Source organism: Paracidovorax konjaci, from assembly GCF_900112675.1.
GTDB classification, from domain to species: domain Bacteria; phylum Pseudomonadota; class Gammaproteobacteria; order Burkholderiales; family Burkholderiaceae_C; genus Paracidovorax; species Paracidovorax konjaci.
In genome coordinates, this window is sequence record NZ_FOMQ01000002.1 from 66,124 (window position 1) to 88,404 (window position 22,281).

General features: G+C 68.0%; 21 protein-coding genes. 11 read left to right on the forward strand and 10 right to left on the reverse strand.

Features of this window, described 5'->3' with window-relative positions; genetic code table 11:
- The first annotated feature begins 84 nt into the window (after positions 1-84).
- Complete coding sequence (locus BM144_RS02945; RefSeq protein ID WP_092949697.1) at positions 85-1,098, forward strand: tripartite tricarboxylate transporter substrate-binding protein; 1,014 nt, start codon at positions 85-87, stop codon at positions 1,096-1,098.
- Positions 1,099-1,279: 181 nt separating this feature from the next.
- The gene (locus BM144_RS02950; RefSeq protein ID WP_092949699.1) at positions 1,280-1,870 is read left to right on the forward strand and encodes a bactofilin family protein; all 591 of its coding nucleotides are present in this window, start codon (positions 1,280-1,282) and stop codon (positions 1,868-1,870) included.
- 147 nt (positions 1,871-2,017) lie between these two features.
- Here BM144_RS02950 and BM144_RS02955 read toward each other — a convergent pair whose 3' ends face one another.
- A complete protein-coding gene (locus BM144_RS02955) occupies positions 2,018-2,473 on the reverse strand; it encodes an acyl-CoA thioesterase (protein ID WP_092949701.1) in 456 nt (151 codons plus the stop codon).
- A gap of 43 nt (positions 2,474-2,516) precedes the next feature.
- Here BM144_RS02955 and BM144_RS02960 point away from each other — a divergent pair, with 43 nt between their 5' ends.
- Positions 2,517-4,337: an ABCB family ABC transporter ATP-binding protein/permease gene (locus tag BM144_RS02960; RefSeq protein ID WP_092949703.1), complete on the forward strand. Its 1,821-nt coding sequence runs from the start codon at positions 2,517-2,519 to the stop codon at positions 4,335-4,337.
- Positions 4,338-4,348: 11 nt separating this feature from the next.
- Here the strand turns inward: BM144_RS02960 and BM144_RS02965 are convergent, their stop codons facing one another.
- The 3 genes from BM144_RS02965 to BM144_RS02975 are packed head-to-tail and all read right to left on the reverse strand — an operon-like array spanning position 4,349 to position 7,309.
- Positions 4,349-5,383 (reverse strand): DctP family TRAP transporter solute-binding subunit, encoded by a 1,035-nt coding sequence (locus BM144_RS02965; protein WP_092949705.1) that lies wholly within the window; start codon positions 5,381-5,383, stop codon positions 4,349-4,351.
- A 58-nt stretch (positions 5,384-5,441) separates the two neighbouring features.
- Positions 5,442-6,740, reverse strand: coding sequence for a TRAP transporter large permease (locus BM144_RS02970; RefSeq protein WP_092949707.1), 1,299 nt, complete (start codon positions 6,738-6,740; stop codon positions 5,442-5,444).
- Positions 6,737-7,309 carry a TRAP transporter small permease gene (locus tag BM144_RS02975; RefSeq protein WP_092949710.1) on the reverse strand — a complete coding sequence of 191 codons (573 nt, stop codon included), beginning with the start codon at positions 7,307-7,309 and terminating at the stop codon, positions 6,737-6,739. The genes BM144_RS02970 and BM144_RS02975 overlap by 4 nt, the downstream gene beginning before the upstream one ends.
- 191 nt (positions 7,310-7,500) lie before the next feature.
- Between BM144_RS02975 and BM144_RS02980 the strand changes: the two genes are divergently transcribed.
- The 8 genes from BM144_RS02980 (at position 7,501) to BM144_RS03015 (ending at position 14,726) form a co-directional block, all read left to right on the forward strand.
- The gene (locus BM144_RS02980) at positions 7,501-8,439 is read left to right on the forward strand and encodes a LysR substrate-binding domain-containing protein (RefSeq protein WP_092950092.1); all 939 of its coding nucleotides are present in this window, start codon (positions 7,501-7,503) and stop codon (positions 8,437-8,439) included.
- 183 nt (positions 8,440-8,622) lie between these two features.
- Complete coding sequence (locus BM144_RS02985) at positions 8,623-9,513, forward strand: amino acid ABC transporter substrate-binding protein (RefSeq protein WP_092949712.1); 891 nt, start codon at positions 8,623-8,625, stop codon at positions 9,511-9,513.
- Between the two features lie 123 nt (positions 9,514-9,636).
- On the forward strand, positions 9,637-10,539 hold the full coding sequence (locus BM144_RS02990; protein WP_092949714.1) for an amino acid ABC transporter substrate-binding protein: 903 nt from the start codon (positions 9,637-9,639) through the stop codon (positions 10,537-10,539).
- Between the two features lie 121 nt (positions 10,540-10,660).
- Complete coding sequence (locus BM144_RS02995) at positions 10,661-11,392, forward strand: amino acid ABC transporter permease (protein WP_092949716.1); 732 nt, start codon at positions 10,661-10,663, stop codon at positions 11,390-11,392.
- Position 11,393: 1 nt separating this feature from the next.
- Complete coding sequence (locus tag BM144_RS03000) at positions 11,394-12,062, forward strand: amino acid ABC transporter permease (RefSeq protein ID WP_175525930.1); 669 nt, start codon at positions 11,394-11,396, stop codon at positions 12,060-12,062.
- A gap of 22 nt (positions 12,063-12,084) precedes the next feature.
- On the forward strand, positions 12,085-12,822 hold the full coding sequence (locus BM144_RS03005; protein WP_092950094.1) for an amino acid ABC transporter ATP-binding protein: 738 nt from the start codon (positions 12,085-12,087) through the stop codon (positions 12,820-12,822).
- Between the two features lie 287 nt (positions 12,823-13,109).
- The gene (locus tag BM144_RS03010) at positions 13,110-13,541 is read left to right on the forward strand and encodes a hypothetical protein (protein WP_434802639.1); all 432 of its coding nucleotides are present in this window, start codon (positions 13,110-13,112) and stop codon (positions 13,539-13,541) included.
- A 222-nt stretch (positions 13,542-13,763) separates the two neighbouring features.
- Positions 13,764-14,726, forward strand: a complete 963-nt coding sequence (locus BM144_RS03015) for a Bug family tripartite tricarboxylate transporter substrate binding protein (RefSeq protein ID WP_092949718.1) — start codon at positions 13,764-13,766, stop codon at positions 14,724-14,726.
- A 44-nt stretch (positions 14,727-14,770) separates the two neighbouring features.
- On the opposite strand, the gene BM144_RS03020 is transcribed toward BM144_RS03015, so the two are convergent.
- Genes BM144_RS03020 through BM144_RS03045 form a run of 6 tightly spaced genes read right to left on the reverse strand, consistent with a single transcriptional unit; the run spans position 14,771 to position 22,273 of the window.
- Positions 14,771-15,661: an HAD-IIB family hydrolase gene (locus BM144_RS03020; protein ID WP_175525931.1), complete on the reverse strand. Its 891-nt coding sequence runs from the start codon at positions 15,659-15,661 to the stop codon at positions 14,771-14,773.
- Positions 15,658-17,559: a beta-galactosidase gene (locus BM144_RS03025; RefSeq protein WP_139225622.1), complete on the reverse strand. Its 1,902-nt coding sequence runs from the start codon at positions 17,557-17,559 to the stop codon at positions 15,658-15,660. Before BM144_RS03025 ends, BM144_RS03020 begins: the two co-directional genes overlap by 4 nt.
- Before the next feature lie 14 nt (positions 17,560-17,573).
- Positions 17,574-19,388 carry a glycosyltransferase family protein gene (locus BM144_RS03030; RefSeq protein ID WP_092949720.1) on the reverse strand — a complete coding sequence of 605 codons (1,815 nt, stop codon included), beginning with the start codon at positions 19,386-19,388 and terminating at the stop codon, positions 17,574-17,576.
- The gene (locus BM144_RS03035) at positions 19,385-20,386 is read right to left on the reverse strand and encodes a glycosyltransferase family 2 protein (protein ID WP_092950098.1); all 1,002 of its coding nucleotides are present in this window, start codon (positions 20,384-20,386) and stop codon (positions 19,385-19,387) included. Before BM144_RS03035 ends, BM144_RS03030 begins: the two co-directional genes overlap by 4 nt.
- Before the next feature lie 20 nt (positions 20,387-20,406).
- A complete protein-coding gene (locus BM144_RS03040) occupies positions 20,407-20,760 on the reverse strand; it encodes a DMT family transporter (RefSeq protein WP_092949722.1) in 354 nt (117 codons plus the stop codon).
- Between the two features lie 34 nt (positions 20,761-20,794).
- Positions 20,795-22,273 (reverse strand): hypothetical protein, encoded by a 1,479-nt coding sequence (locus BM144_RS03045; RefSeq protein WP_175525932.1) that lies wholly within the window; start codon positions 22,271-22,273, stop codon positions 20,795-20,797.
- Between the last annotated feature and the right edge of the window lie 8 nt (positions 22,274-22,281).

Sequence of the window (22,281 nt, forward strand, 5' to 3'; positions counted from 1 at the left end):
CTGGCGGCACCCGGAATAACGCTATCTGCCGTGCGGTGCTGCCGGCGCTAAAGTTACGCCAGTCTCACTGATGGGCTTGCCGCGATGACCGGTTCTTCCTGCTCTTCCTTCTCTCTTCGACGCCGGACATGGCTGCAATGGCCGCTGGCCGGTGCGGCGGTGGCCGCGCTGCCCTCCCTGACCCAGTCCCAGCCCCAGGCTGCGCCGCTGGATGGCGGTGCGGTGCGGTTGGTGGTGCCCTATCCTCCCGGTGGATCGTCCGACCGCGCGGCCCGGCTGCTGGCCGATGCGCTCGCCCCCCGCCTGGGCGTGCCGGTGATCGTGGACAACCGTGTGGGCGCCGGCGGCCGGCTCGCCGCGCAGCAGGTGCACCGGGAAACCTCCGGCCAGAACGTGGTGCTGCTGGCCAACCCCGCCACCATGCTGGTTGCGCCCCTCGTGTTCAAGGACAGCGGCTACGACCCCGACAAGGATTACGTGGCGCTCTCGCAGGTGACGCGCTATGCGTTCGGTGTGGCCGTGTCCGCGGGCGTGCCGGTCCGGGAGTTTTCGCACCTGCACGCCTGGATGCTGGCCAACCAGGACAAGCTCTCCGCAGGGGTGCCGGCCACGGGCAGCCTGCCCCACTTCTTCGCGCTCATGCTCGCCGAGCAATTGGGCCTGACGCTGCCGGTCGTGGGCTACCGGGGCTCGGCCCCTTTGCTCAATGACCTCATGGGCGGGCACGTTCCGCTGGCCATCGATACGCTGGACACACTGGAGCCGCTCCACAAGGCGGGAAAGCTGCGCATCCTTGCGATTTCAGACGAGCAGCGCGCGCCCGGCTTGCCGATGGTGCCCACCTTCAAGGAAGCGGGGCTGGCCCTCTCTGCCCAGGGGTGGAACGTTCTGTATGCGCCGACATGGCTGCCTGCCGCACGGGCGCGCCGCATCGGCGATGCCGTGGTCCAGGCCATGGGCGACAAGGGGCTGCAGGCCCGTTTCGAAGCGGCGGACATGGTGCCGGTGGCCAGTTCGCGTGAGCAGACCGCGAAGATGCTGGCGTCGTACCGCGCGCAATGGGCCCCTGTGGTGCGGCGCTCCGGCTTCCAGCCTTGAGAGGCATCGGCCGACATCGCGCCGCGGTGCATGCCGACCCGATGTGCCGGCGCTGTATGACGCTGCAAACCCTGCAAGTGCATGCAACCATCGAAGGGTTTCGTTACCGTTCTTGCGTAACGCGTGGATTTCCCGTGCGGAGTGGCTCCTAGCATCAGTGAACTTTTTCCAAGGAGATCTGATGGCCGTGCAAAACCCTTTCTTTGGCAAGCGTGAACCCGATTCCTTCCAGCCCCGCCAGCCCACTTCGGTGCTCGGTGGCGCTGGAAGCGCCGCCAGCGGCGCCGGTACCAGCGCTGCCCCGTCCCATTCCGTGAGCAGCGGCAAGCCAGCGGCCGGCACCACTGCCACAACCCCCCCCGGCGAAGGCGCGGGCAGCAAGCTCACCGTCGGCCCCAACATCAAGCTCAAGGGCGTCGAGATCACCGATTGCGACACGCTCGTGGTGGAGGGCACGGTCGAAGCCACGATGGATTCGCGCGTCATCCAGATCGCGGAGCAGGGCGCCTTCCGGGGCTCCGCTGAAATCGACATCGCCGAGATCCACGGCGAATTCGACGGCACGCTCACGGTACGGCAGAAACTGGTCATCTACAGCACGGGCAAGGTCAACGGCAAGATCCGCTACGGCAAGGTCGTGATCGAAGAAGGCGGCCAGCTCGCTGGCGAAATCGAAGCCGGCATGTCGGGCGCGCTGCGCTCCCACAGCACCAGCAGTGCGGGCAACAACGGCAACCTGTCCCGCGGCGAGGCCCAGCCACTGGCGGCCTGACCGCTGCGGACAGCCGGGGCGCAGGGCTCCGTAAAGAAGGCCCGGAGGCAAGGCTCTGCGGCCTTCTGGATGGCGGGCCGCAGGGTTTCGGCCTAGCACTGCCGGCCAGTGCATCGCGCGGCGACCCGGTATCTGCAGGCTTCCTGGTCAGGCCGTGGTGCTGCCGCTTTCCGCGCCGGGCTGTGCCTGCGTGGACGCGTCGCGAGGGATCGGGCGCGGCCGGCCGGAGGCATCGATGGCCACGTAGGTGAGCCGGGCCTCCGTCACTTTCACATAGCGTCCCTGCGCCGCGAACCGCTCGGCGTACACCTCCACCTCGACCGTCACGGACGTGCGGCCGATGCGCGCGACGGTGGAGAAGAACGACAGGATGTCTCCCACCCGGACGGGTTGCTTGAAGACGAACTCGTTGACCGCGACCGTGGCCATGCGGCCTTGCACATGGCGCGCAGGCAGTACGGACCCCGCGAGATCCACCTGCGCCATCACCCATCCTCCGAAGATGTCGCCATTGGCGTTGCAGTCCGCCGGCATCGGGATCACTTTCAGGACAAGCTCCTTGTCCGTGGGCAAGGCACTCTGCGCAGCTGGAGTGGAGGTCATGGGCACAATCTCTCGGTAAGAACAACGACCGGGATTGTCCCCCATGCGCCCCCACGGCGATTCCCCCATACCTTCCTCCATGGCGGCTCAGGCCACCGCTGCACCCCGCAGCGACCGGGCCACGCTGGCCCGCCTCATCCCCTACCTGCTCCATTACCGCTGGCGCGTGCTGGCTGCGCTGGTTTTCGTGCTGGTGGCCAAGCTGGCCAATGTCGGCGTGCCGCTGCTGCTCAAGCGCATCGTGGATGCCATGGCGCCGTCGCCGGGAACGGCTGTCGCGCTGGTCGTGGTGCCGGTCTCCCTGTTGGCGGCATACGGGCTGCTGCGCCTGAGCACGTCGGTCTTCACGGAATTGCGTGAACTGGTGTTTGCCAAGGCAACCCAGGGCGCGGCCCGCCGCATCGCGCTGCAGACCTTCGAGCACCTGCATGCGCTCAGCCTGCGCTTCCATCTGGAGCGGCAGACCGGGGGCATGACGCGCGACATCGAACGCGGCGTGCGTGGCATCGAGTCGCTGATCTCTTTCACGCTGTTCAACATCGGCGCCACGTTGATCGAAGTGTTCCTGGTGCTGGCGGTGCTCGGCGGGAAATTCGATGCGTGGTTCGCGTGGATCACCCTGGGTGCCTTGGCGCTCTACATCCTCTTCACCGTGCTGCTGACGGAATGGCGCACGCGCTTTCGCCACGAGGCCAATGCCTTCGATTCCGCCGCCCACACGAAAGCGGTGGATTCGCTGCTGAACTACGAAACCGTCAAGTACTTCAACAACGAAGCATTCGAGGTGGAACGCTACGACGAGAGCCTGGAGCGGCTGCGCCGCGCGCGCCTGAAGAGCCAGACCTCGCTGTCGCTGCTCAACACCGGCCAGCAACTCATCATTGCCACAGCGCTGGTGGCGATGCTGTGGCGCGCGGCGCAGGGCGTGGCCGACGGCCGGATGACGCTGGGCGATCTGGTCATGGTCAACGCTTTCATGATCCAGCTCTACATTCCGCTCAACTTCCTCGGCGTGATCTACCGGGAGATCAAGCAGAGCCTGACCGATCTCGACAAGATGTTCACCCTGATGGACCGTGAGCGGGAGGTGCGCGACGCACCCGGCGCGCAGCCGCTGGTCCTGGGCGATGACCCGCCTGCCGTGCGTTTCGAGAACGTGCACTTTGCCTACGAGCCCGCGCGGCCCATCCTGCATGGCATCGACTTCGAGATCCCATCGGGCAGGACCGTGGCGGTGGTGGGACCCTCGGGTTCGGGGAAGTCCACGCTGGCGCGGCTGCTGTTCCGGTTCTACGACGTGCAGCAGGGGCGCATCGCATTCGGCGGTCAGGACATCCGCGATGTCACGCAGGACAGCCTGCGCCGCGCCGTCGGGGCGGTGCCGCAGGACACGGTGCTGTTCAACGAAACGATCGCCTACAACATCGCCTACGGGCGCCCTGGCGCATCCCAGGACGAGGTGGAGGCCGCCGCCCGCGCCGCCCGCATCCACGATTTCATTGCTGGAATCCCGGCGGGCTATGCCGCGCAGGTCGGGGAGCGGGGGCTGAAGCTTTCAGGGGGCGAGAAGCAGCGTGTGGCCATCGCCCGCACGCTGCTGAAGAATCCGCCCGTCCTCGTTTTCGACGAGGCCACGTCCGCGCTGGACACGGCCAATGAACGGGCGATCCAGGCCGAGCTGCGCAGTGCGGCGCAGGGCAAGACGGTGCTGGTCATCGCGCACCGGCTTTCCACGGTGGTGGATGCGCACGAAATCCTCGTGATGGATTCCGGGCGCATCGTGGAGCGGGGCACCCACGCGCAGTTGCTGGCGAGGGGCTCGCGGTATGCCGACATGTGGCGCCAGCAGGCGCACGAGGCCTGAGGAGCGCCCCGTCAAGGCTTGCGGGAAGCCACGGCCTTTTCGGCGGCGGACACGAGGTCGGCACCGATCTGGCCTTTCCATTTCGTGAAGACCGGGCGGGTCGCCTGGACGAAGGCCTCGCGCTCCGCAGGGCTGAGTTGCGTCACGGTGACACCGTGGCTGGCGATTTCCTTGAGCAGGGGCTTGTCGGCTTCGATCATTCCCTTGCGCGCAATGGCGATCTGCTCCTTGCCGGCATCCAGCGCGGCCTGCCGGACGATGTCGCGGTCCGCGGGCGTCCAGGAGTTCCAGATTTCCTTGTTGACCACGAAGATCAACGGATCGTTCATGTAGCCCCACATCGTGATGTGCTTCTGCGCGACGGTGTAGAGCTTGGCTGCCATGTACACGGACACGGGATTCTCCTGGCCGTCCACCGCACCGCTCGCCATGGCCGGCTGTGCATCGGCCCAGCTCATCTGCGTGGGATTCGCGCCCAGGGCCGTGAACGTATCAAGGAAGAGCGGCGAGCCGACGACGCGGATCTTCATCCCCTTGAGGTCGGCCGGGCTCTTGATGGGTTTTTTGGAGTTGGAGATCTCGCGATAGCCGTTCTCGCCCCAGGCCAGCGGCACCACGCCCGCTTTTTCGAGGGTCTGGAAGATGCTCTGGCCGACCTCGCCCTGCGTGACGGTATCCACGGACGCGTAGTCCGGGAAGAGAAAGGGCAGGGAGAACAGATTGAGCGCCTTCACCTGTGGCGACCAGTTGATGGTGGAGCCCACGGCCATGTCGATCACACCCTGGCGCAGCGCGCTGAATTCACGGGTCTGGTCGCCCTGGATGAGCGACACACCGGGGTAGAGCTTGATGTTGATGCGGCCCTGCGTGCGCTCGCGCACCTTGTTGGCCCAGAGTTCGCCGCCCTTGCCCCAGGGGAAGGCCGTGCCCAGCACCAGCGACATGCGGTACTCGCTCTTGTAGTTCTGCGCGAAGGCCGGGGCCGCGGAGAAAGCGAGGGTGGCGGCGGCCGCCACGGCGGTGGCGAGGAAGGTGCGCAGTTGCATGGGTCGTCTCCTTGTCAGGGTCTTGTTCGGAAAGGGATGCGCCGGTCGGAGCGCGGTATCAGTAGCCCAGGCGGGCCGGCAGCCACAGGGCCAGTTGCGGGAAGGCGATCACGGCCACCATCACGAGGAACATGGCCAGCAGCATCGGCCCCACCCAGCGCACGGTGGACTCCATGCGCACGCCTGCGATGCGGCACGAGACCATGAGGTTCACCGCCAGCGGTGGAGTGAACTGGCCCAGCGCCACCTTGAGCGTGAGGATCACCCCGAACCACACGGGATCCCACTGGTAGTGCTGCATGATGGGCAGCAGCAGGGGCACGAAGATCAGGAAGATCGAGATGCCGTCCAGGAACATCCCCACGGTGATCAGCAGCAGGATGAGCAGCGACAGCACGCCCCATTCGCCCAGGCCCGAGTTCACGATGGCGTTGGCGATCGGATCGATCACGCCCAGGGTCGACAGCGAGAACGCGAAGATGCCGGCCAGCGATACCACCAGCAGGATCACCGCCGAAAGCTCGCCCGCCTCGCGAAGGATCGGAAAGAGGTCGCGGATACCGATCGTGCGGTGGATGCACATGCCCACGAAAAGGCCATAGAACACGGCGACGACGGCCGCCTCGGTCGGCGTGAACCATCCCGCGCGCATGCCGCCCAGGATCAGCACCGGCGCTGCCAGGCCCCAGGCGGCTTCGCGCAGGCTTTTCCAGAAGGGGGGGCGCGGCATCGTGGCTTCCAGTGCGCCCATGCGGTGGCGCCGCGCCAGCCACACCGCGGGCACGACGAGGGCGATGCCGGCCAGCACGCCGGGCACCATGCCGGCCGCGAACAGGGCCGGCACGGACGCGCCGGGGACCAGCACCGAATAGATGATGAACGCCACCGACGGCGGGATCAGGATGTCCGTGGCGGCGGCGGCGCCCACCACGCTCGCCGAGAAGGAGCCGGGATAGCCGGCGCGGGACATGGCCGCGATCATCACGCCGCCGACGGCCGCCGCGTTGGCGGGCCCCGATCCCGAGATGCCGCCGAGGAACATCGCCACGGCGATGGCGACGAGCGGCAGCATGCCCGGCCCGCGGCCCACGATGGCGACCGCGAAGTTCACCAGGCGCAGGGCCACGCCGGAGCGGTCGAAGATCGAGCCCACCAGGACGAACATGGGGATCGCCAGCAGCGGGTACTTGCCGAGCCCCGCATAGAAGTTCTGCGGCACGGCCAACAGGCCGAACCAGGGGCTGTCGGCATTGGCGATGGCGATGGCGGCCGTGCCGGCCAGCCCCAGCGCCGCCCCGATGGGCACGCCGGCGGCCATCATGCCCAGGAACACCGCGAACAGCAGTGCCGCGATCATGGCCGTGCGTCCTGTGGGGGGGCGTCCGCGGCACTGCGGCGGCGCAGCAGTCCGATGGCGCGGAAGGTGATCAGCGCCGAGAGCACCGGCAGCCAGGCCGAATACCACCATTGCGGTACGCCGATGCCGGGCGACGTTTCGCCGAAGCGCCAGTCGTCCCACGCGACGCGGGCGCTCAGGATGGCGATCCCCGCGAACAGCAACGCGACCGCCAGGGCCCCGAAGCGGGCCAGACGGCGGCGGCGCTCTGGCGAGCCTCCCTCGGCGAAATATTCGATGCGGATGTGCACGTCGCGCGCCACGGCGGCCGAGCCTGCCACGAGGGCCAGCACGATCATGAGGAAGACGGAAATCTCTTCGGTCCAGGCGAAGGACGAATTGGTGAAGTAGCGCACGAGCACATTGGCGAACGTGATGAGCGCGAGCAGCGCCATGACGATCACGGTCATGGCGTCTTCGAAGCGCAGCGATCGCGGAAGAGGGCTCTCGGGGGAGGGGGCCATGCCGGGGAGCGCGGATTCGGGGGCACGGTTTTCGGCGTCGGGGCCGGGAGAAGAGGAGGCGGGCATGGAGCGGGCGGCGGACGGGCGAAGGGCGGCATCGGCGGTCCGGAGGCCGTGGCGTCGTGTGCCCCGGGCTGGACGGTATGGGCGCCGGTGGGGCGCCCCGGCATTGTGCAACCGGATGTGCGCGAAGCTGGTGCAGGGTTTCCCGAAGTGGCTCCGGCAACGGCCGGGCCGGCGCGCAGATAATGCGCGCCATGGAAACCAAGTGGCTCGAGGATTTTGTCAGCCTCGCGGAGACGCGCAGCTTCAGCCGGTCGGCGCAGCTGCGGCACGTGACCCAGCCCGCGTTCTCGCGGCGCATCCAGGCGCTGGAAGCCTGGGCTGGGACCGATCTCGTGGACCGAAGCTCCTACCCCACCCGGCTCACGCCGGCGGGCAAGACGCTGTACGAGGAGGCGCTGGACGTCCTGCAGTCGCTGCAGAACACGCGTGCCATGCTCCGTGCGCACACCAGCGCCGACAAGGACATGGTCGAGTTCGCGGTCCCGCACACGCTGGCCTTCACCTTCTTTCCTGCCTGGCTGTCCGGGCTGCGCGAGCGTTTCGGGCCCGTCAAGAGCCGGCTGATCGCCCTCAACGTCCATGACGCCGTCCTGCGCCTGGTGGAAGGGGGTTGCGATCTGCTGATCGCCTACCACCACCCGTCCCAGCCGCTTCAGCTCGACTCCGACCGGTACGACATGGTCACGCTGGGGCAGGAGATCCTCTCCCCCTATTCGCGGGCCGACAGCGACGGCCGGCCGCTCTACACGCTGCCGGGCGAGCCGGGCCAGCCGCTGCCCTACCTCGGCTACGCACCGGGGGCCTACCTGGGCCGCGTGACGGAATTGATCCTCAAGCAATCCGGCACCGCGATCCATCTGGACCGCGTCTATGAGACCGACATGGCCGAAGGCCTGAAAGCCATGGCACTGGAAGGGCACGGCATCGCCTTCCTGCCGCACAGCGCGGTCAAGAAGGAACTGCGCTCGCGCCGGCTGGTGAGCGCGGTGCGCGACGGCATGCAGGACATGCAGATGGCCATGGAGGTGCGTGCCTACCGGCAGAAGCCCTCGGCCAAGGAGCGCGTCAAAGGCACTGCGGAATCCTTGTGGAGCTATCTCCAGGCCCACGGCACGGACAAGCCGCTGTAGCGTAAGCTATCGGCGTTATGTGCCGATTGCATGAAGCAAGCCTGCAATCGGCATTGGAAAGCGGGTGTGACAGGACGTACATTCCGGTCCGGCATCCGGGTGGTAGTTACTGAACTGCCATTGAAAGAGAGGCCCGGCTGGCGCAGTTTTTGCGTTGGCTCGTATTCCATGCCGAGACAAACCATGAATCCTGTTCGCCTGTGGCGTGCCGTGCTGGGCACGGCTGCTTTCTGCTGTGCTGTGGCGTCCCATGCGGGGGTTCTCGAACGCATTGCCTCGGGTGGCAAGCTGGTCGTGGCGTACCGTGATGCGTCGATTCCTTTTTCGATCAAGGACGCGAAGGGCCAGCCCGCAGGCTATGCGGTCGACCTGTGCCAGCGGATCGCTGAAGCCGTGCGCCGCAAGACCGGCCGCAAGGACATGGAGATCGAGTACCTGCCGGTCGATCTGGTCACGCGCATGGACGCCATCAGCAAGGGGCGGGCCGACCTGGAATGCGGGTCCACGACGAACAACGCCGAGCGGCGCCAGATCGTCGCATTCACCATCCCCCACTTCATCACGGGCTCCCGCCTGCTGGTGAAGGCGTCCAGCCCTATCGACCGCATCGAGGACATGACCGGCAAGAAGCTGGTATCCACCCGAGGCACGACACCGCTCAAGACGGTGCAGCAGCTCAACCGCGAGCGGGCCTTGCAGATGACCATTCTCGAAGCACCGGACGACGTGCATGCGGTAGAGATGGTGGAGAAGGGCGAGGCCGATGCCTTCGCGATGGACGACGTGCTGCTGTTTGCGCTGGCGGCGAGCCGCCCCGATCCGAAGTCCCTCAAGGTCGTGGGTAAATTCATCACGGCCGAAGCCCTGGCGATCATGCTGCCCAAGGGCGATGCCGAGTTCAAGAAGGTCGTCGACGACGAGATGCGGCGCCTCATCACGAGCCGCGAGATCTATCCCATCTACGACAAATGGTTCAACCAGCCGATTCCGCCGGCCAACCGGGCATTGAACTTGCCTGTGAGCTATCTGCTGCGTGAATTCTGGAAATACCCTTCCGACCAGGTTCCGTTCTGACACCCCCGTGCCTCCGGCACGCGTGTTTCCCCCATTCGGGATATTCCCTGCAACGGCAAGTACTTTGCAGGCGTCTATCTAGAATGAGCCTTTCCCTTGTATCCATAAGCTAAGGAGATTCTGATGAAGAAACATTTGTTGGCAGTTGCCGTGACGGCCCTCGCTGCAGGCAGCGTGTTCGCCCAGGCGAACGACACGCTGGCCAAGGTCAAGGCTTCCGGCACGATCACCGAAGGCGTGCGCGAGTCTTCCGGTCTCTCCTACACCCTGGGCGACGGCAAGTACACGGGCTTCCACTACGACGTGTGCGCCCACGTGATCTCCGACATCCAGAAGCAGCTGGGCCTGGCCAAGCTCGAAGTGAAGTACCAGCCGGTGACTTCCCAGAACCGCATTCCGCTGGTGCAGAACGGCACGGTGGACATCGAGTGCGGCTCGACCACCAACAACCAGGCCCGCCAGAAGGACGTGGCCTTCGCCGTGACCACCTACGTGGAAGAAGTGCGCATCGCCGTCAAGGCCAATTCCGGCATCGCCGGCATCAAGGACCTGAACGGCAAGACCATCGCCACGACGACGGGCACCACCTCGGTGCAGACGCTGCGCAAGAACAAGCGCGCCGATGGCCTGACGTTCAAGGAAGTGTTCGGCAAGGACCACTCCGACAGCTTCCTGCTGCTCGAATCCGGCCGTGCCGACGCGTTCATCATGGACGGCTCCATCCTGGCTTCCAACATCGCCAAGTCCAAGGCTCCGAACGATTTCAAGATCGTCGGTGAAACGCTGAGCGTGGAACCCATCGCCATCATGATCCGCAAGGACGACGCAGGCTTCAAGAAGGCCGTGGACGACAGCATCAAGGGCATGATGAAGTCGGGCGAAATGGCCAAGCTGTACGACAAGTGGTTCCTGCAACCCATTCCGCCGAACAACGTGAAGGTGGGCCTGCCGGCCAGCGATGCGACCAAGGCTGCCTGGGCGAACCCCAACGACAAGCCGATGGAAGAGTACTCCCTCAAGGATTGATGCGAACGGACGTGCCCGTCCCTGCGAACGCCCACCTGACGGTGGGCGTTTGTTTGTCGCTCCGGCAGGGGCGGGCACCCGCTGGATTTCAGGACGTATGACGATTTGAGAAGGAATTCCCATGGGATCGAATTGGGATTGGCAGGTTTTCCTGCAGGACCCGGGGGGCGAATATCCGACCTACCTCCAGTGGATGCTCTCCGCTTGGGGGTGGACCGTGTCGGTGGCCCTGCTGGCGCTGGTGATTGCGCTCGTGGCGGGCTCGGTCGTCGGTACGCTGCGCACGCTGCCCGACAACAAGGTGCTGGTCGGTTTCGGCAACGCATGGGTGGAGCTGTTCCGCAACATCCCCCTGCTGGTACAGATCTTTCTCTGGTACCACGTGGTGCCGGCCATCTTCCCGGTGATGAAGAACGTGTCGGGCTTCATCCTCGTGGTGCTGGCGCTGGGATTCTTCACATCCGCCCGGATCGCAGAGCAGGTGCGCTCGGGCATCCAGGCATTGCCGCGCGGCCAGCGGTATGCGGGCATGGCGCTGGGCTTCACGACGGTGCAGTACTACCGCTACGTGCTGCTGCCCATGGCTTTCCGGATCATCATCCCGCCGCTCACGAGCGAGACGATGAACATCTTCAAGAACTCGTCCGTGGCGTTTGCCGTGTCGGTCACCGAACTGACCATGTTCGCGATGCAGGCCCAGGAAGAAACCTCGCGCGGCATCGAGATCTACCTGGCCGTCACGGGGCTCTACATGGTTTCCGCTTTCGCGATCAACCGGATCATGGCTTTCATCGAAAAACGTGCACGCGTGCCGGGCTTCATCGTGGCGGGTGGCGCCGGCGGGGGGCACTGACATGATGTCGCTCGATTTCTCCTTCTACAGCTGGGACATCATCAGCAAGTTCGTGCTGAAGGGTTTCTACTTCAGCATCGTGCTCACGATCGTGGCCACGCTCGGCGGCATCCTGTTCGGCACGTTGCTGGCGCTCATGCGCCTGTCGGGCCGCAGCTGGCTCGTCGTGCCGGCAACGATCTACGTCAACGGCATGCGCAGCATTCCGCTGGTCATGGTGATCCTGTGGTTCTTCCTGCTGGTGCCGTTCCTGGTGGGCAAGCCCATCGGGGCCGAGATGTCTGCGGTGATCACGTTCATCGCCTTCGAGGCCGCGTACTTCAGCGAGATCATGCGTGCGGGTATCCAGTCGATCTCGCGCGGGCAGGTGTTCGCCGGTCAGGCGCTGGGCATGACCTACGGGCAGAACATGAAGCTCGTGATCCTTCCGCAGGCGTTCCGCAACATGCTGCCGGTGCTGCTCACGCAGACCATCATCCTGTTCCAGGACACCTCGCTCGTGTATGCCATCGGCGCCTATGACATGCTCAAGGGCTTCGAGACCGCGGGCAAGAACTACGGCCGCCCCATCGAGGCCTACCTGCTGGCGGCCGTCGTGTATTTCGTGATGTGCTTCGCGCTTTCCTGGGCCGTGAAGCGCCTGCACCGGAAAATCGCCATCATTCGCTGATGTGCTCTGAGGAATGAACCAAATGATCGAACTGAAAAACGTTTCCAAGTGGTACGGCAGCTTCCAGGTGCTCAACGACTGCTCCACCCGCATCAGCAAGGGTGAGGTGGTGGTGGTGTGCGGTCCCTCGGGATCGGGCAAGTCCACGCTGATCAAGACCATCAACGCGCTGGAGCCGATCCAGAAGGGCGAGATCTACGTGAACGGCGTGGCCGTGCATGACCCCAAGACCAACCTGCCCAAGCTGCGCAGCCAGGTGGGCATGGTGTTCCAGCATTTCGAGCTGTTCCCCCACCTGTCGGTGACGGAGAACCTCACGATCGCGCAGATCAAGGTGCTCGGCCGCAAGACCGACGAAGCCCGCCAGCGCGGCCTCAAGATGCTCGACCGGGTGGGCCTTTCCGCGCACAAGGACAAGTTCCCGGGCCAGCTCTCGGGCGGCCAGCAGCAGCGCGTGGCCATCGCGCGCGCGCTGTCGATGGACCCCATCGTGATGCTGTTCGACGAACCCACCTCTGCGCTGGACCCGGAAATGGTCGGCGAGGTGCTCGACGTGATGGTGAGCCTGGCCAACGAAGGCATGACCATGATGTGCGTGACCCACGAAATGGGTTTTGCCCGCAAGGTCAGCAACCGCGTCATCTTCATGGACGTGGGTGGCAAGATCCTCGAGGATTGCTCGCGCGACGACTTCTTCAACAACGCCGACGCACGCCAGCCCCGCACCAAGGACTTCCTCAACAAGATCCTGCAGCACTGACCGGGGCATCCGGCAGGGCCCTGGCCGCGGCACCCTCGGGCCGCGCGGGCCGTGGGCCTTGCTGTTCCGCTTGGGAAAGCGCCTTCGGGCGCTTTCTTTTTTGGGCGGGCGGCATCGGTAGCCGCCCCGCGGGCCTGCGGATTCCCTTCGCGGCCGGTCCCGCGATGGCCGCGCATGGTCGGTGGCGACCATGGCACGCGGCATCTCCGCCCGGCTTGCCGCCGGAGCCATGGCGCCGGATCATGGGGCCTCCGGCACGCCGCCGCTTCGCTTCCCTTGCCCTGCCCATGCGCCCGACCGACCCCGCTCCCGAACCGCAGCGCCCGCCGCCGCATGCGCGGTTGCGCCCCGGTGGTGTGCGGGAGCAGGTCGTGCTCTGGCATCCGGAGGCCCCTGCGCAGCCGGCCATGGGGACGCCCTGCAATGGCTGCGGGCTGTGCTGCCTCGCCGAGCCCTGCCCGCTGGGCATGCTGGTGTCCCGCCGCCGCACCGGTGCCTGCGTGGCATTGCGCTGGAGCCCCGCCGAGCGGCCGGGGCAGGGCGGGCGCTACGTATGCGGCATGGTGGCGGATCCGGCCGGTGTCACCGGCTGGCGCCATGCCTGGGCCCTGCGCTGGCTGAAGGCGCTGTCGCTGCGCTGGATCGCCGCGGGGCGGGGGTGCGACGCGCTCCCGCTGGAGGCGGTGCGGCCGCCCGGGGGCGAACCGCCGCCCGGGTGAGCCGTGGACGCCCATGCCGGATGCGCGGTGTGCAGGGCCCCCCCGGCGCTTGCTGCCGGGCATGGGCGGTAACCCGTATCGAGCGCGGCAGCGCCGCGCCGCCGCCGCAGGTCACGTGACACCCCCGCGACAGGAGGTCAGGGTTTGCGTCGTTGGCAGCGGGCCGGTGCCGCGCTGCAATGGCCGGATTGCCTTTTCCTTTCTCGATCAGGAGTTACGTACATGCAGCGACGCCGTTGGATCCAGTGGGGGGCCGCCGCCGCCCTCGCGCCCACCCTGTCCGCCCGGGCCCAGGGTTTTCCGGCACGGCCGGTGAAGCTCGTGATCGCGTTCCCCGCGGGCGGCCCCACGGACATCACCATGCGGGTGCTGGCCGACAACGCGTCCAAGGTGCTGGGCCAGCCGGTCATCATCGACAACAAGCCCGGTGCGGGCGGCACGCTGCCGGCGCAGATGCTGCAGTCGTCCCCGGCCGACGGCTACACCGTGGCGCAGATCCCGCTGGGCGTGTTCCGCATGCCCTACACCACCAAGATCAATTGGGACCCGGTCAAGGACATCAGCTACATCGTCAACGTGACCGGCTATGCCTTCGGTGTGGTGGTGCCGGCCGATTCGCCGTTCAAGACCTGGGCGGATTTCGTGGCCTATGCCAAGGCCAACCCGGGCAAGCTCAGCTATGGCTCGACCGGCGCGCTGACCAGCCCGCACCTGACCATGGAGCGCGCGGCCCAGCAGCTCGGCCTGCAGCTGCTGCACGTGCCCTACAAGGGCAGCGCGGACCTGATGCAGGCGATCCTCGGCGGGCAGATCATGGCCGCGGCCGATTCCACGGGCTTCGCGCCGCAGGTGGAGGCCGGCAAGCTGCGGGTGTTGAACACCTGGGGGGCCGAGCGGCTCGCGAAATTTCCCGACGCCCCGACGCTGCGGGAGCTGGGCATCGACATCGTGCAGAACTCACCCTTCGGCATCGGCGCGCCCAAGGGCACGCCGCCGGAGGTGGTGCGCCGCCTGCACGATGCGTTCAAGGCCGCGATGGACCAGGAGAGCTACCGCAGCGCCCTCGCGCGCTACGACATGGTGCCGATCTACATGGACACCGCCGCCTACCGGCAGTTCGCCCAGGACACCTACGCCCGCGAGAAGGCGGTCATCGACAAGCTGGGGCTGGCCAAAGCGCAATAGCCAGCAGGCCGCTGCCTGCAGTTTGCTATTAAATTAATAGCAAACTATTCAATGGATACGGCGGCATGGAGGCGATTTGGCTTCAAGATGGCCTGCGCCACCTCCGCAAAGCCCGCCCCGCGCTCCGCGCGCGTGACGAAGCGCGGCCGGTGGGCAAGCTGCGGCACGAAGCGCGCGATGTTGGCCACGCCCACGCTGTGCGGGAAGGCCTCGAACATCGCCTGGTCGTTGGTGGAATCACCCACGTAGACCCAGCGGCCGATCTCCGCGTCCAGCGCGCGGCCGAACAGCGTGCGCACGATCCAGCGCGCACCGGCGAGCTTGTCGTGGTCGCCGTACCAGCCGTTGATGTGGATGCTGCTCACCGTGGCGTGCATGCCCTCGGCGAGCATGCGCTGCACGACCGCGTCGATGGCGGCCTGCGGCAACTGCGTGAACTCGCTGTGGTCGATGGCGATGTCGCACTCGCGGCCCGCAGAATCGGTGGCCCGGCGCGCGCCGGGGACTTCGCGCTCGATGCGCGCGAGCACCTCCTGCATGCGCGCGTACTGCGCAGCGCGCGTGGCGGCGTCCTGCTGGTAGAGCTTGTGCAGCGCGGCGGACTGCGGCGGACCGCCCACGCCCGACGCGGCCGCGGCCGCTGCCAGGGGCTCGCGGGACATCGCCACGGCGCCGTTCTCGGCCACGATCGCGTTCACGGGCCATGCCAGGGCGAAGGGCTCGCTCCAGCCGGCCGGCCGGCCGGTGACGGGGATCACCGCCAGGCCGGCGTGGCGCAGGGACTGCAGGGACTGCAGCGCGTCGGTGGTGATGGCGCCTTCGGTGGTCAGCGTGTCGTCGATGTCGGTGAACACGCCGATCAGGTCGGCTGGGGCACGCCACTGGTCCAGCGGCTGCAGGTTGGGAGCGGGGCGCGATAGCGTGGCGGGCGTCATTGGCGGGCGAATTCGATGAGGGCGCGGTAGAAGCGGTCGGAACCGTCCTGCGGGTTGCCGGGCGACAGCTCCATGCGGTCGATGCCCTGCCCGGTGTTTTTCTTGAGCCGTGCAGGGATCACCGAGAAGAAGTAGGGGCTGATGAACCGCGCGCCGCTGGCACGCTGGAACTGCAGCGCGGAGAGCGCCACGCCGTCGCGCTTCCACTGCTGGGGGTGGAATTCCGGCACGCCGTATTCCTGGATGCCGCGCTCCGCCAGGAAACGCTGCACCCAGGCGTTCTGCGTCGCGCCGCCGTACAGGTTGATGCCGTGCTTCCAGGGCGCGGTGCGCTCCAGCGTGGCCTCGACCGCGAACAGCTGCGGGTTCCACGACGAATTCACGGCGGGCAGGATCTGGTGCGAATAGAGCTTCGATGCCGGCAGGCCCGCGTCCCGCGCGATGCCGTGGAACGCCTTGAGCCACTCGGCGACCTGCTCGGCGCGGTAGTCGTTCCAGTCGCGCGCCAGCGGGTTGAAGAGCACCGCGGGCTCGGTGTGGGGAATGGGCATGTCGATGTGCGCTAGCAGGCCTTGCAGCGTGCCGGCGTCCGCCATGCCGAACACGCCCGGTGGGCGGCGCGTCGGGACGGCGGCGGTGCGGTCCCGCGGGAGCACGGTGAAGGGCACTTCGAACACGCGGTAGCGCGCCGGGCCGCTGCGGGCCACGATCTGAGCGCGGTGCCGGCCGGGGGGCAGCGCGCGGTAGTCCAGGTCGAGCCGGAAGCCCACGTTCGGGGTGTCGACGGCCTCCAGGGCCCGGTAGACGTCCAGCCGGTGCAGCTCGCGCGGGATCGGCCCCACGTGCCGCGCGTCGAGGTAGAGGTCGAGCCCGTCGATGCGCCCGCGCGGATCCCACAGCCAGCCCGCCACGGCCAGCGTGCCGGCGGCCGCGGCGTCGTAGTGCTCCAGCACGGGGGCCTGCGGGTCCGCCCGGGCATCGCGCCGCGGTGCCTGGATCTGCGCGAACGACGAGAAACGGGCACCCAGGCGCTCGTTCAGTGCCGCGAGGCTGCCGTAGCGGCGTTCGAGGTAGCGGCGGAAGCCCTCGACGGACGCGGCGCTGTAATCGGTGGTCTTCTGCGCCCCGTGGTCGCCCATGCCGTTCTCGAAATCGGGGAAGAACTGGTGCACTTCTCCGGCCAGCGTCAGGGCCACGATGCGGTCCTGCACGGCCGCGGGCAGGGCCTGCAGGCGGCGCGCCACGTAGCGCAGCGCCTCGAAGCGGTAGCGGTTGACGGGAATGTCGGGATCGGTGAGCAGTGTGTAGGGCACGACGCGGTGGCCGAAGTAATCGACCTCCGGCGCGCGGCCGTCCGGCAGCAGCATCAGGTTGCGCGGGTCTTCCGACAGCTCGCGCGTGAGCGGGCCGACGGCGTCGAAGTGGTTGGCGGCCAGGTACACGACGACGGGCCGCTGCACCTCGGTGATGAGGCGCAGGTAGCTGTCCACCAGCGCCGGATCGATCTCCCATCCGCGCGGCGTGCGTCGGTAGAGGCCGAGCAACTGCAAAGTGGCGGTGAATCCGACCTGCACGTCGCCGGCCGGGCCGCCGGGCTCGAGCGTGTCCAGCAGTTCGCGCACGGCGCGTGCGCCGGTGCGTCCGAGCTGCCGGCAGCGCGCCGCGGCCGCTTCGAAATCGGTGATCGCGGGGTCGGAGGCCACGTCGTCGCAGACCTCCATGCCGACGATCGTCGGGGCCAGGATCAGGGGTGGGCGGGGCGCGCCCGCGCCGGCCGCGGCAGGCGCCGGAGCGGCGGCCCAGGCCTGCGGCAGGCCGGCCGCCAGCCACAGCAGCGCCGCGGCCGTGCGCAGGCGGCGGCCGAAAGCCGGCCGGGCCGGGCGCGCGCTGCGGAGCATGGGCCGGTCCGCCTTCACTCGCCCAGGGCCTGTTGGCGGAAGTGCCGCCCGGGGCTGGCCTGGTAGAGCCCCATCACGTCGAATTGCATGAGCGTGCCGGGATCGCATTCGAAGCGCAGCAGCATGCGCCGCGCGCCGCCCTCGGGCAGGATCACGTGGTGCATGCCCCAGTTGATGTCCTGGCCCTGGCGCAGGCCCTCCAGGCGGATGAGCGCCGAGCGCTCGGCGCCGTCGGCGCGTCGCTGGAACAGCCAGGCGCGGCTGCATCGGCCCTCGAAGCGCGGCATGCCCAGGTGCACAAGCGAGATCATGTCCTGCGGCGGGGGCTCCGCGGGGGCCCATTCCACCGTGGCGGTGCCGCCCACCATGCGCACGGGGGCGCGGAACGGATCGCCGTCCCAGCCTTCGGTGTGCAGATCGTTGCCGTCCGCGATGGCCACGGCCCGTGGCGGGATCAGGGCGAAATCGGGCAGCAGGGCACGGCTGTGGCGCTGGTGGTAGGCACCGATGGCGATGCCCGCCACCACGGCGGCGAAGGCGCACGGCAACGCCACGCGGCGGCGCGGCCGGCTCCAGAGCCAGGCCACGCCCTGTGCCGCGAGCAGCACGAAGAGGATGTCCAGCGCGCTGATGCTATAGCGCGGGTTGTAGAGCACCGGCACGTGCACGGCGCACTGGTAGGCGGCGGCGCCCCCCACCACCCAGCCCATCACCTGCCGGCGGCTGCCCCAGAAACCGAGCACCGCCAGCAGCACGAGCACCACGCGCCAGGCGCGGTCGTTCATCACGTGCCACTCGAGGTGGGCGCGGCTGAAGAACAGCACGGCCCCGAGCTTGCGCACGTACATCTTCATCAGCTCGCCGGTGGGCAGCTCGCGCAGCATGGTCTTGGCGACCTCCATGAGCCGGCGGTCGCCTTCCATCGAGAGGTGCCCCGCCGTTCCGCCCACGATGGTGGATTCGTCGTGCGCGAGCCCGAAGAAGGGCGGCTCGTAGCCCGACAGCACGGGGTTGCTGCCGAAGTACAGCGCCGCTCCGCTGCCCGTCGCCACCATGGGCCGGCCGAAGGCCTCGTTCTGCCGCACCATGTAGGCGCCCACGAGCAGCGCGGCGATGAGGTGGATCACGGCGATGCGCACGGCCGCGCCGCGCGCATCGCCGCGCAGGCGCCACGCTGCCACGAGGAAGGCCACCACCGCGAACGGGAGCCAGTACATGTAGGTCGCGCGTGTCAGCGTCGCCGAAGCCAGGGCCAGGCCGGCCAGCACCACCGCACCGATCCGGGCCGCGGAAGGGCGCGGTGCCTTGCCGGCCGCCGTGGCCGGCACCGCCCGCGGCTGGGCCGCGCAGCTCGTGGCCCACAGCCACACCGCCACCAGGAAGATGAACGGGGATTCGCCCATCAGCGTGGCTCCTGCCTCCACCAGCATGTGGGGCAGCGCGTACAGCCAGCCCGCCGCCACGGCAGCCACGCGGCCGCCCATGCGGCGTGCCGCGTCGAACGTGAGGACCATCGCGGTCAGCGAGATGGCGAGGTTGGCGGTCTTCACGGCCACCGGATTCGCCCCGGCGAGCGCCATGTACACCACCGCGCCCGGTGCCACCTTGTAGGAATCGGGATGGTTGAAGAGGCGCGACGAATCCTCCAGCAGTTGCCGCGCGAGCGGCAGGTACGTGTGGAGCGAGTCGAAAGGGATGTCGGTGCGCGCCAGCACATCGACCATGCGGGCGGCGTAGAAGATGAGGGGGACGACGAGTCCCCAGAACATCCAGGTGGCGGTCAGCGGCGCGCTGTCGTATGGCGTGCGGGCGGGGAACGGGCGGCTCACTGCACTGCCTCCGCCGGCGCGGCAGGGGCGGGTTCCTCCACATCGTAGTCCGCCAGTTGCGGACTCAGGGGCTCGGTCGGCACGCTGCTCACGTCGTGGTGCAGGAAGGCGACCAGGAACTGGATACCCACCAGCACGGGCAGCGCGGCCAGCATCACGGTGCCGCTCGTCGCGGGGTGGTCGCCGACGGCGCTGCCGATCCAGCGCACGGCCCCGAACACGCAGCCCCAGACCAGCAGGAGCAGGCCGAAGATGCTGTAGATCGAGCCGGCGTTGAAGTCGCGCACGAAGTAGCTGTAGGTGTAGCGGCGCAGCAGCCGCGACGCGTGCTTCTTGAGGAATTCGGGCAGCACGCGGCCGATCTTGAGGTTCGATTCCTCGTCGGCGTACACCGAGTCCATCGGTACGTCGCGCACCACCGCGCGCAGCGTGTTGAGGCGGAACAGCATGTCCGTCTCGAAGAAATAGCGGCGTTCCAGCTTGTCGAGCGGCAGCTCGCGCAGCACGCTGGTGTGGATGGCGGTGTAGCCGTTGGTCGGGTCCATGATGGGCCAGTAGCCGCAGCTCAGCTTGGTCATGAACGAGAGCACGGCGTTGCCGAAGAGGCGCACCGGCGGCATGCCGCGCACCGATTCGGGCCGGAAGAAGCGGTTGCCCTTGGTGTAGTCGGCGCGCCCGGCCTGGATGGGCCGCACGAAATGCGGCAGCAGCAGCGGGTTCATCTGGCCGTCGCCGTCGATCTTCACCACGATGTCCATGCCGTCCGCGATGGCCTGGTGGTAGGCGGTCACCACGGCGCCGCCCACGCCCCGGTTCTCGGGGTTGAACAGCACGCGCACGCGCGGATCGGTGCAGTTCGCCTGGATGAACGCGCCGCTGCCCTCGGGGCAGGCATCGTCCACCGCGTAGATGCGGGTCACCGACGCCGGCACCGTGCGGATCACCTCCAGCACGTGCTGCGTCACCTTGTAGCAGGGGATCGCCACCGCGATCGCCATCGCGCGCTGCTGTGCCGTGCTCATGCCCCGGCCCTCCCTGCCACGGCGATGCCCACGAGGATCAGCGCGCCGCCGGCGAAGGTCTGCAGGTGCAGGGGCTCGTCCAGGAAGAACCATCCCATGGCCGGCACCAGCAGGAACGCCAGGCCCATGAACGGGTACGCCAGGTGCAGGGGCGCGCTGCGCAGCACCCAGATCCAGAGCAGCGTGGTGACGCCGTACAGCGCCAGCGCCACGATGAGCCAGCCGTTGAACAGCCAGTCGGTGAGCGCGGGCTGCGCCGGCAGCATCATCGCGGCCTTCTTGAACAGCAGCTGCCCGACGGAGATGCCGAACACGCACAGGAGCGTCAGGGAGGTCAGTAGCAGGGACATGGGCGACGGGAAGGTTGGAAGAAGATGGAAGAAATCAACGGACGGGCTGCGGCGCGGGAGCGGCGAACGCGGCCGCTTCGCGGCGCAGCACCCAGGCCGGGAGCAGGGCGAGCGGCAGCACGAAGAAGGGCAGCAGGTAGCGGTACTCGCCTGCGGTGGAAAGCAGGAAAATGGCACCGCACTGTATCGCCATCGGCAGCGCGACGACCAGCAGGGCCGCGTCCCGCCGCCGAACGCCGCGCACGAGCGCCCAGGCGAGCAGCGCGAAGCCGGCCCATGGCGTCCAGAGCAGCCAGCGGAGGTGGTAGCTGGCCTTCTGGAGCGCGATGAAACCGCGTTCCACCTCTTCGAGGTCGAACCGCCGGTAGGTCGAGTCGGAATGGATGCGCGGGAGCACCTGGGTCGCGTAGGTCACGGCGGGGAAGCCGCCCTCGGCGAGCGCCGCCGTGAGGAACACCGTGGTCCGGCTGCCCGCGAAGACGGGCAGGTTGTGCCAGAGGTTGTAGCGGAAGAACTCCCGCACGAGCGTGCGGCGGTCGTCACCGGGCAAGCCGCCCAGTTGCGGCCCCTCGGGGTGGAACACCAGCATGTCCCAGTAGGCGGGGTCCGAATAGGCGTTCATCGACGCGATGGGCCGGTGGCGGCGCAGCAGCTCCAGCGTGGCCGGCGAGACGCGCGGCTCGGCCAGCACCCAGGGGTCGTTCATGTGCGCGAACTGCGTCCACAGGTCGTGCATCGCATGCGGCCGCAGGAAGTTCACGGTCTCGAACACCGCCATGGGGTAGACGGCTTCCTGCGTCTGCGCGGGGTGCGCCCGGTGCGCCGCGGCCATCAGCGCGCACCACGCCAGCAGGATGGCGCCGAGCACCCGCCGGGCGCGGCCGCGCACGAACGGCAGCACGGCCACCACCGGCAGCAGGAACACGAGCCCGTTGGGCCGGCCGAAGGCTGCGAAGGGCAGCACCACCGCCACCATCGCGAGCGAAGCGGCATCCATGCCGCGGCGGCGCACGGCGAGCCACAGCTCGAACATCAGTCCGCAGGACGCCACCGCGAAGATGGCATCGGGGTAGAGCGTGCCCGTGAAGGCGATCATGTGCGGCGCGAGCGCCACGGACACGAGGCCGAAGAGGCTGGTCTTGCGCAGGCCCGCGCTCCAGCTCCAGGCCAGCATGCGCGCCAGGACCAGCGCGCACAGCAGCATGAGCGCCAGCACCGGCACTTCGACCAGCCGCGTGCCGCCGTAGAGCAGGCGGATGGCGTAGTACCAGAACACCGTCTTGCCGGAGCGGAACGCGCCGTCGCCCTCGACCTCCAGCAGGATCGCCACGCTGTCCTCGCCGAGGATGCCGGGCCAGAAGGCCAGCAGCCACAGTCCGTAGGCCGCGGCGAGCGCCGCCCAGAACGCCAGAAAGACCGCGCCTGCCCGCCGCGGGGACGCGGTGCCCCGCCACGCAGCGTCAGCGCGCGCCGGTGCTGTGGCGGCGGGGGAGGGCGGGTGGGTTGCGGACATGGGCGCTC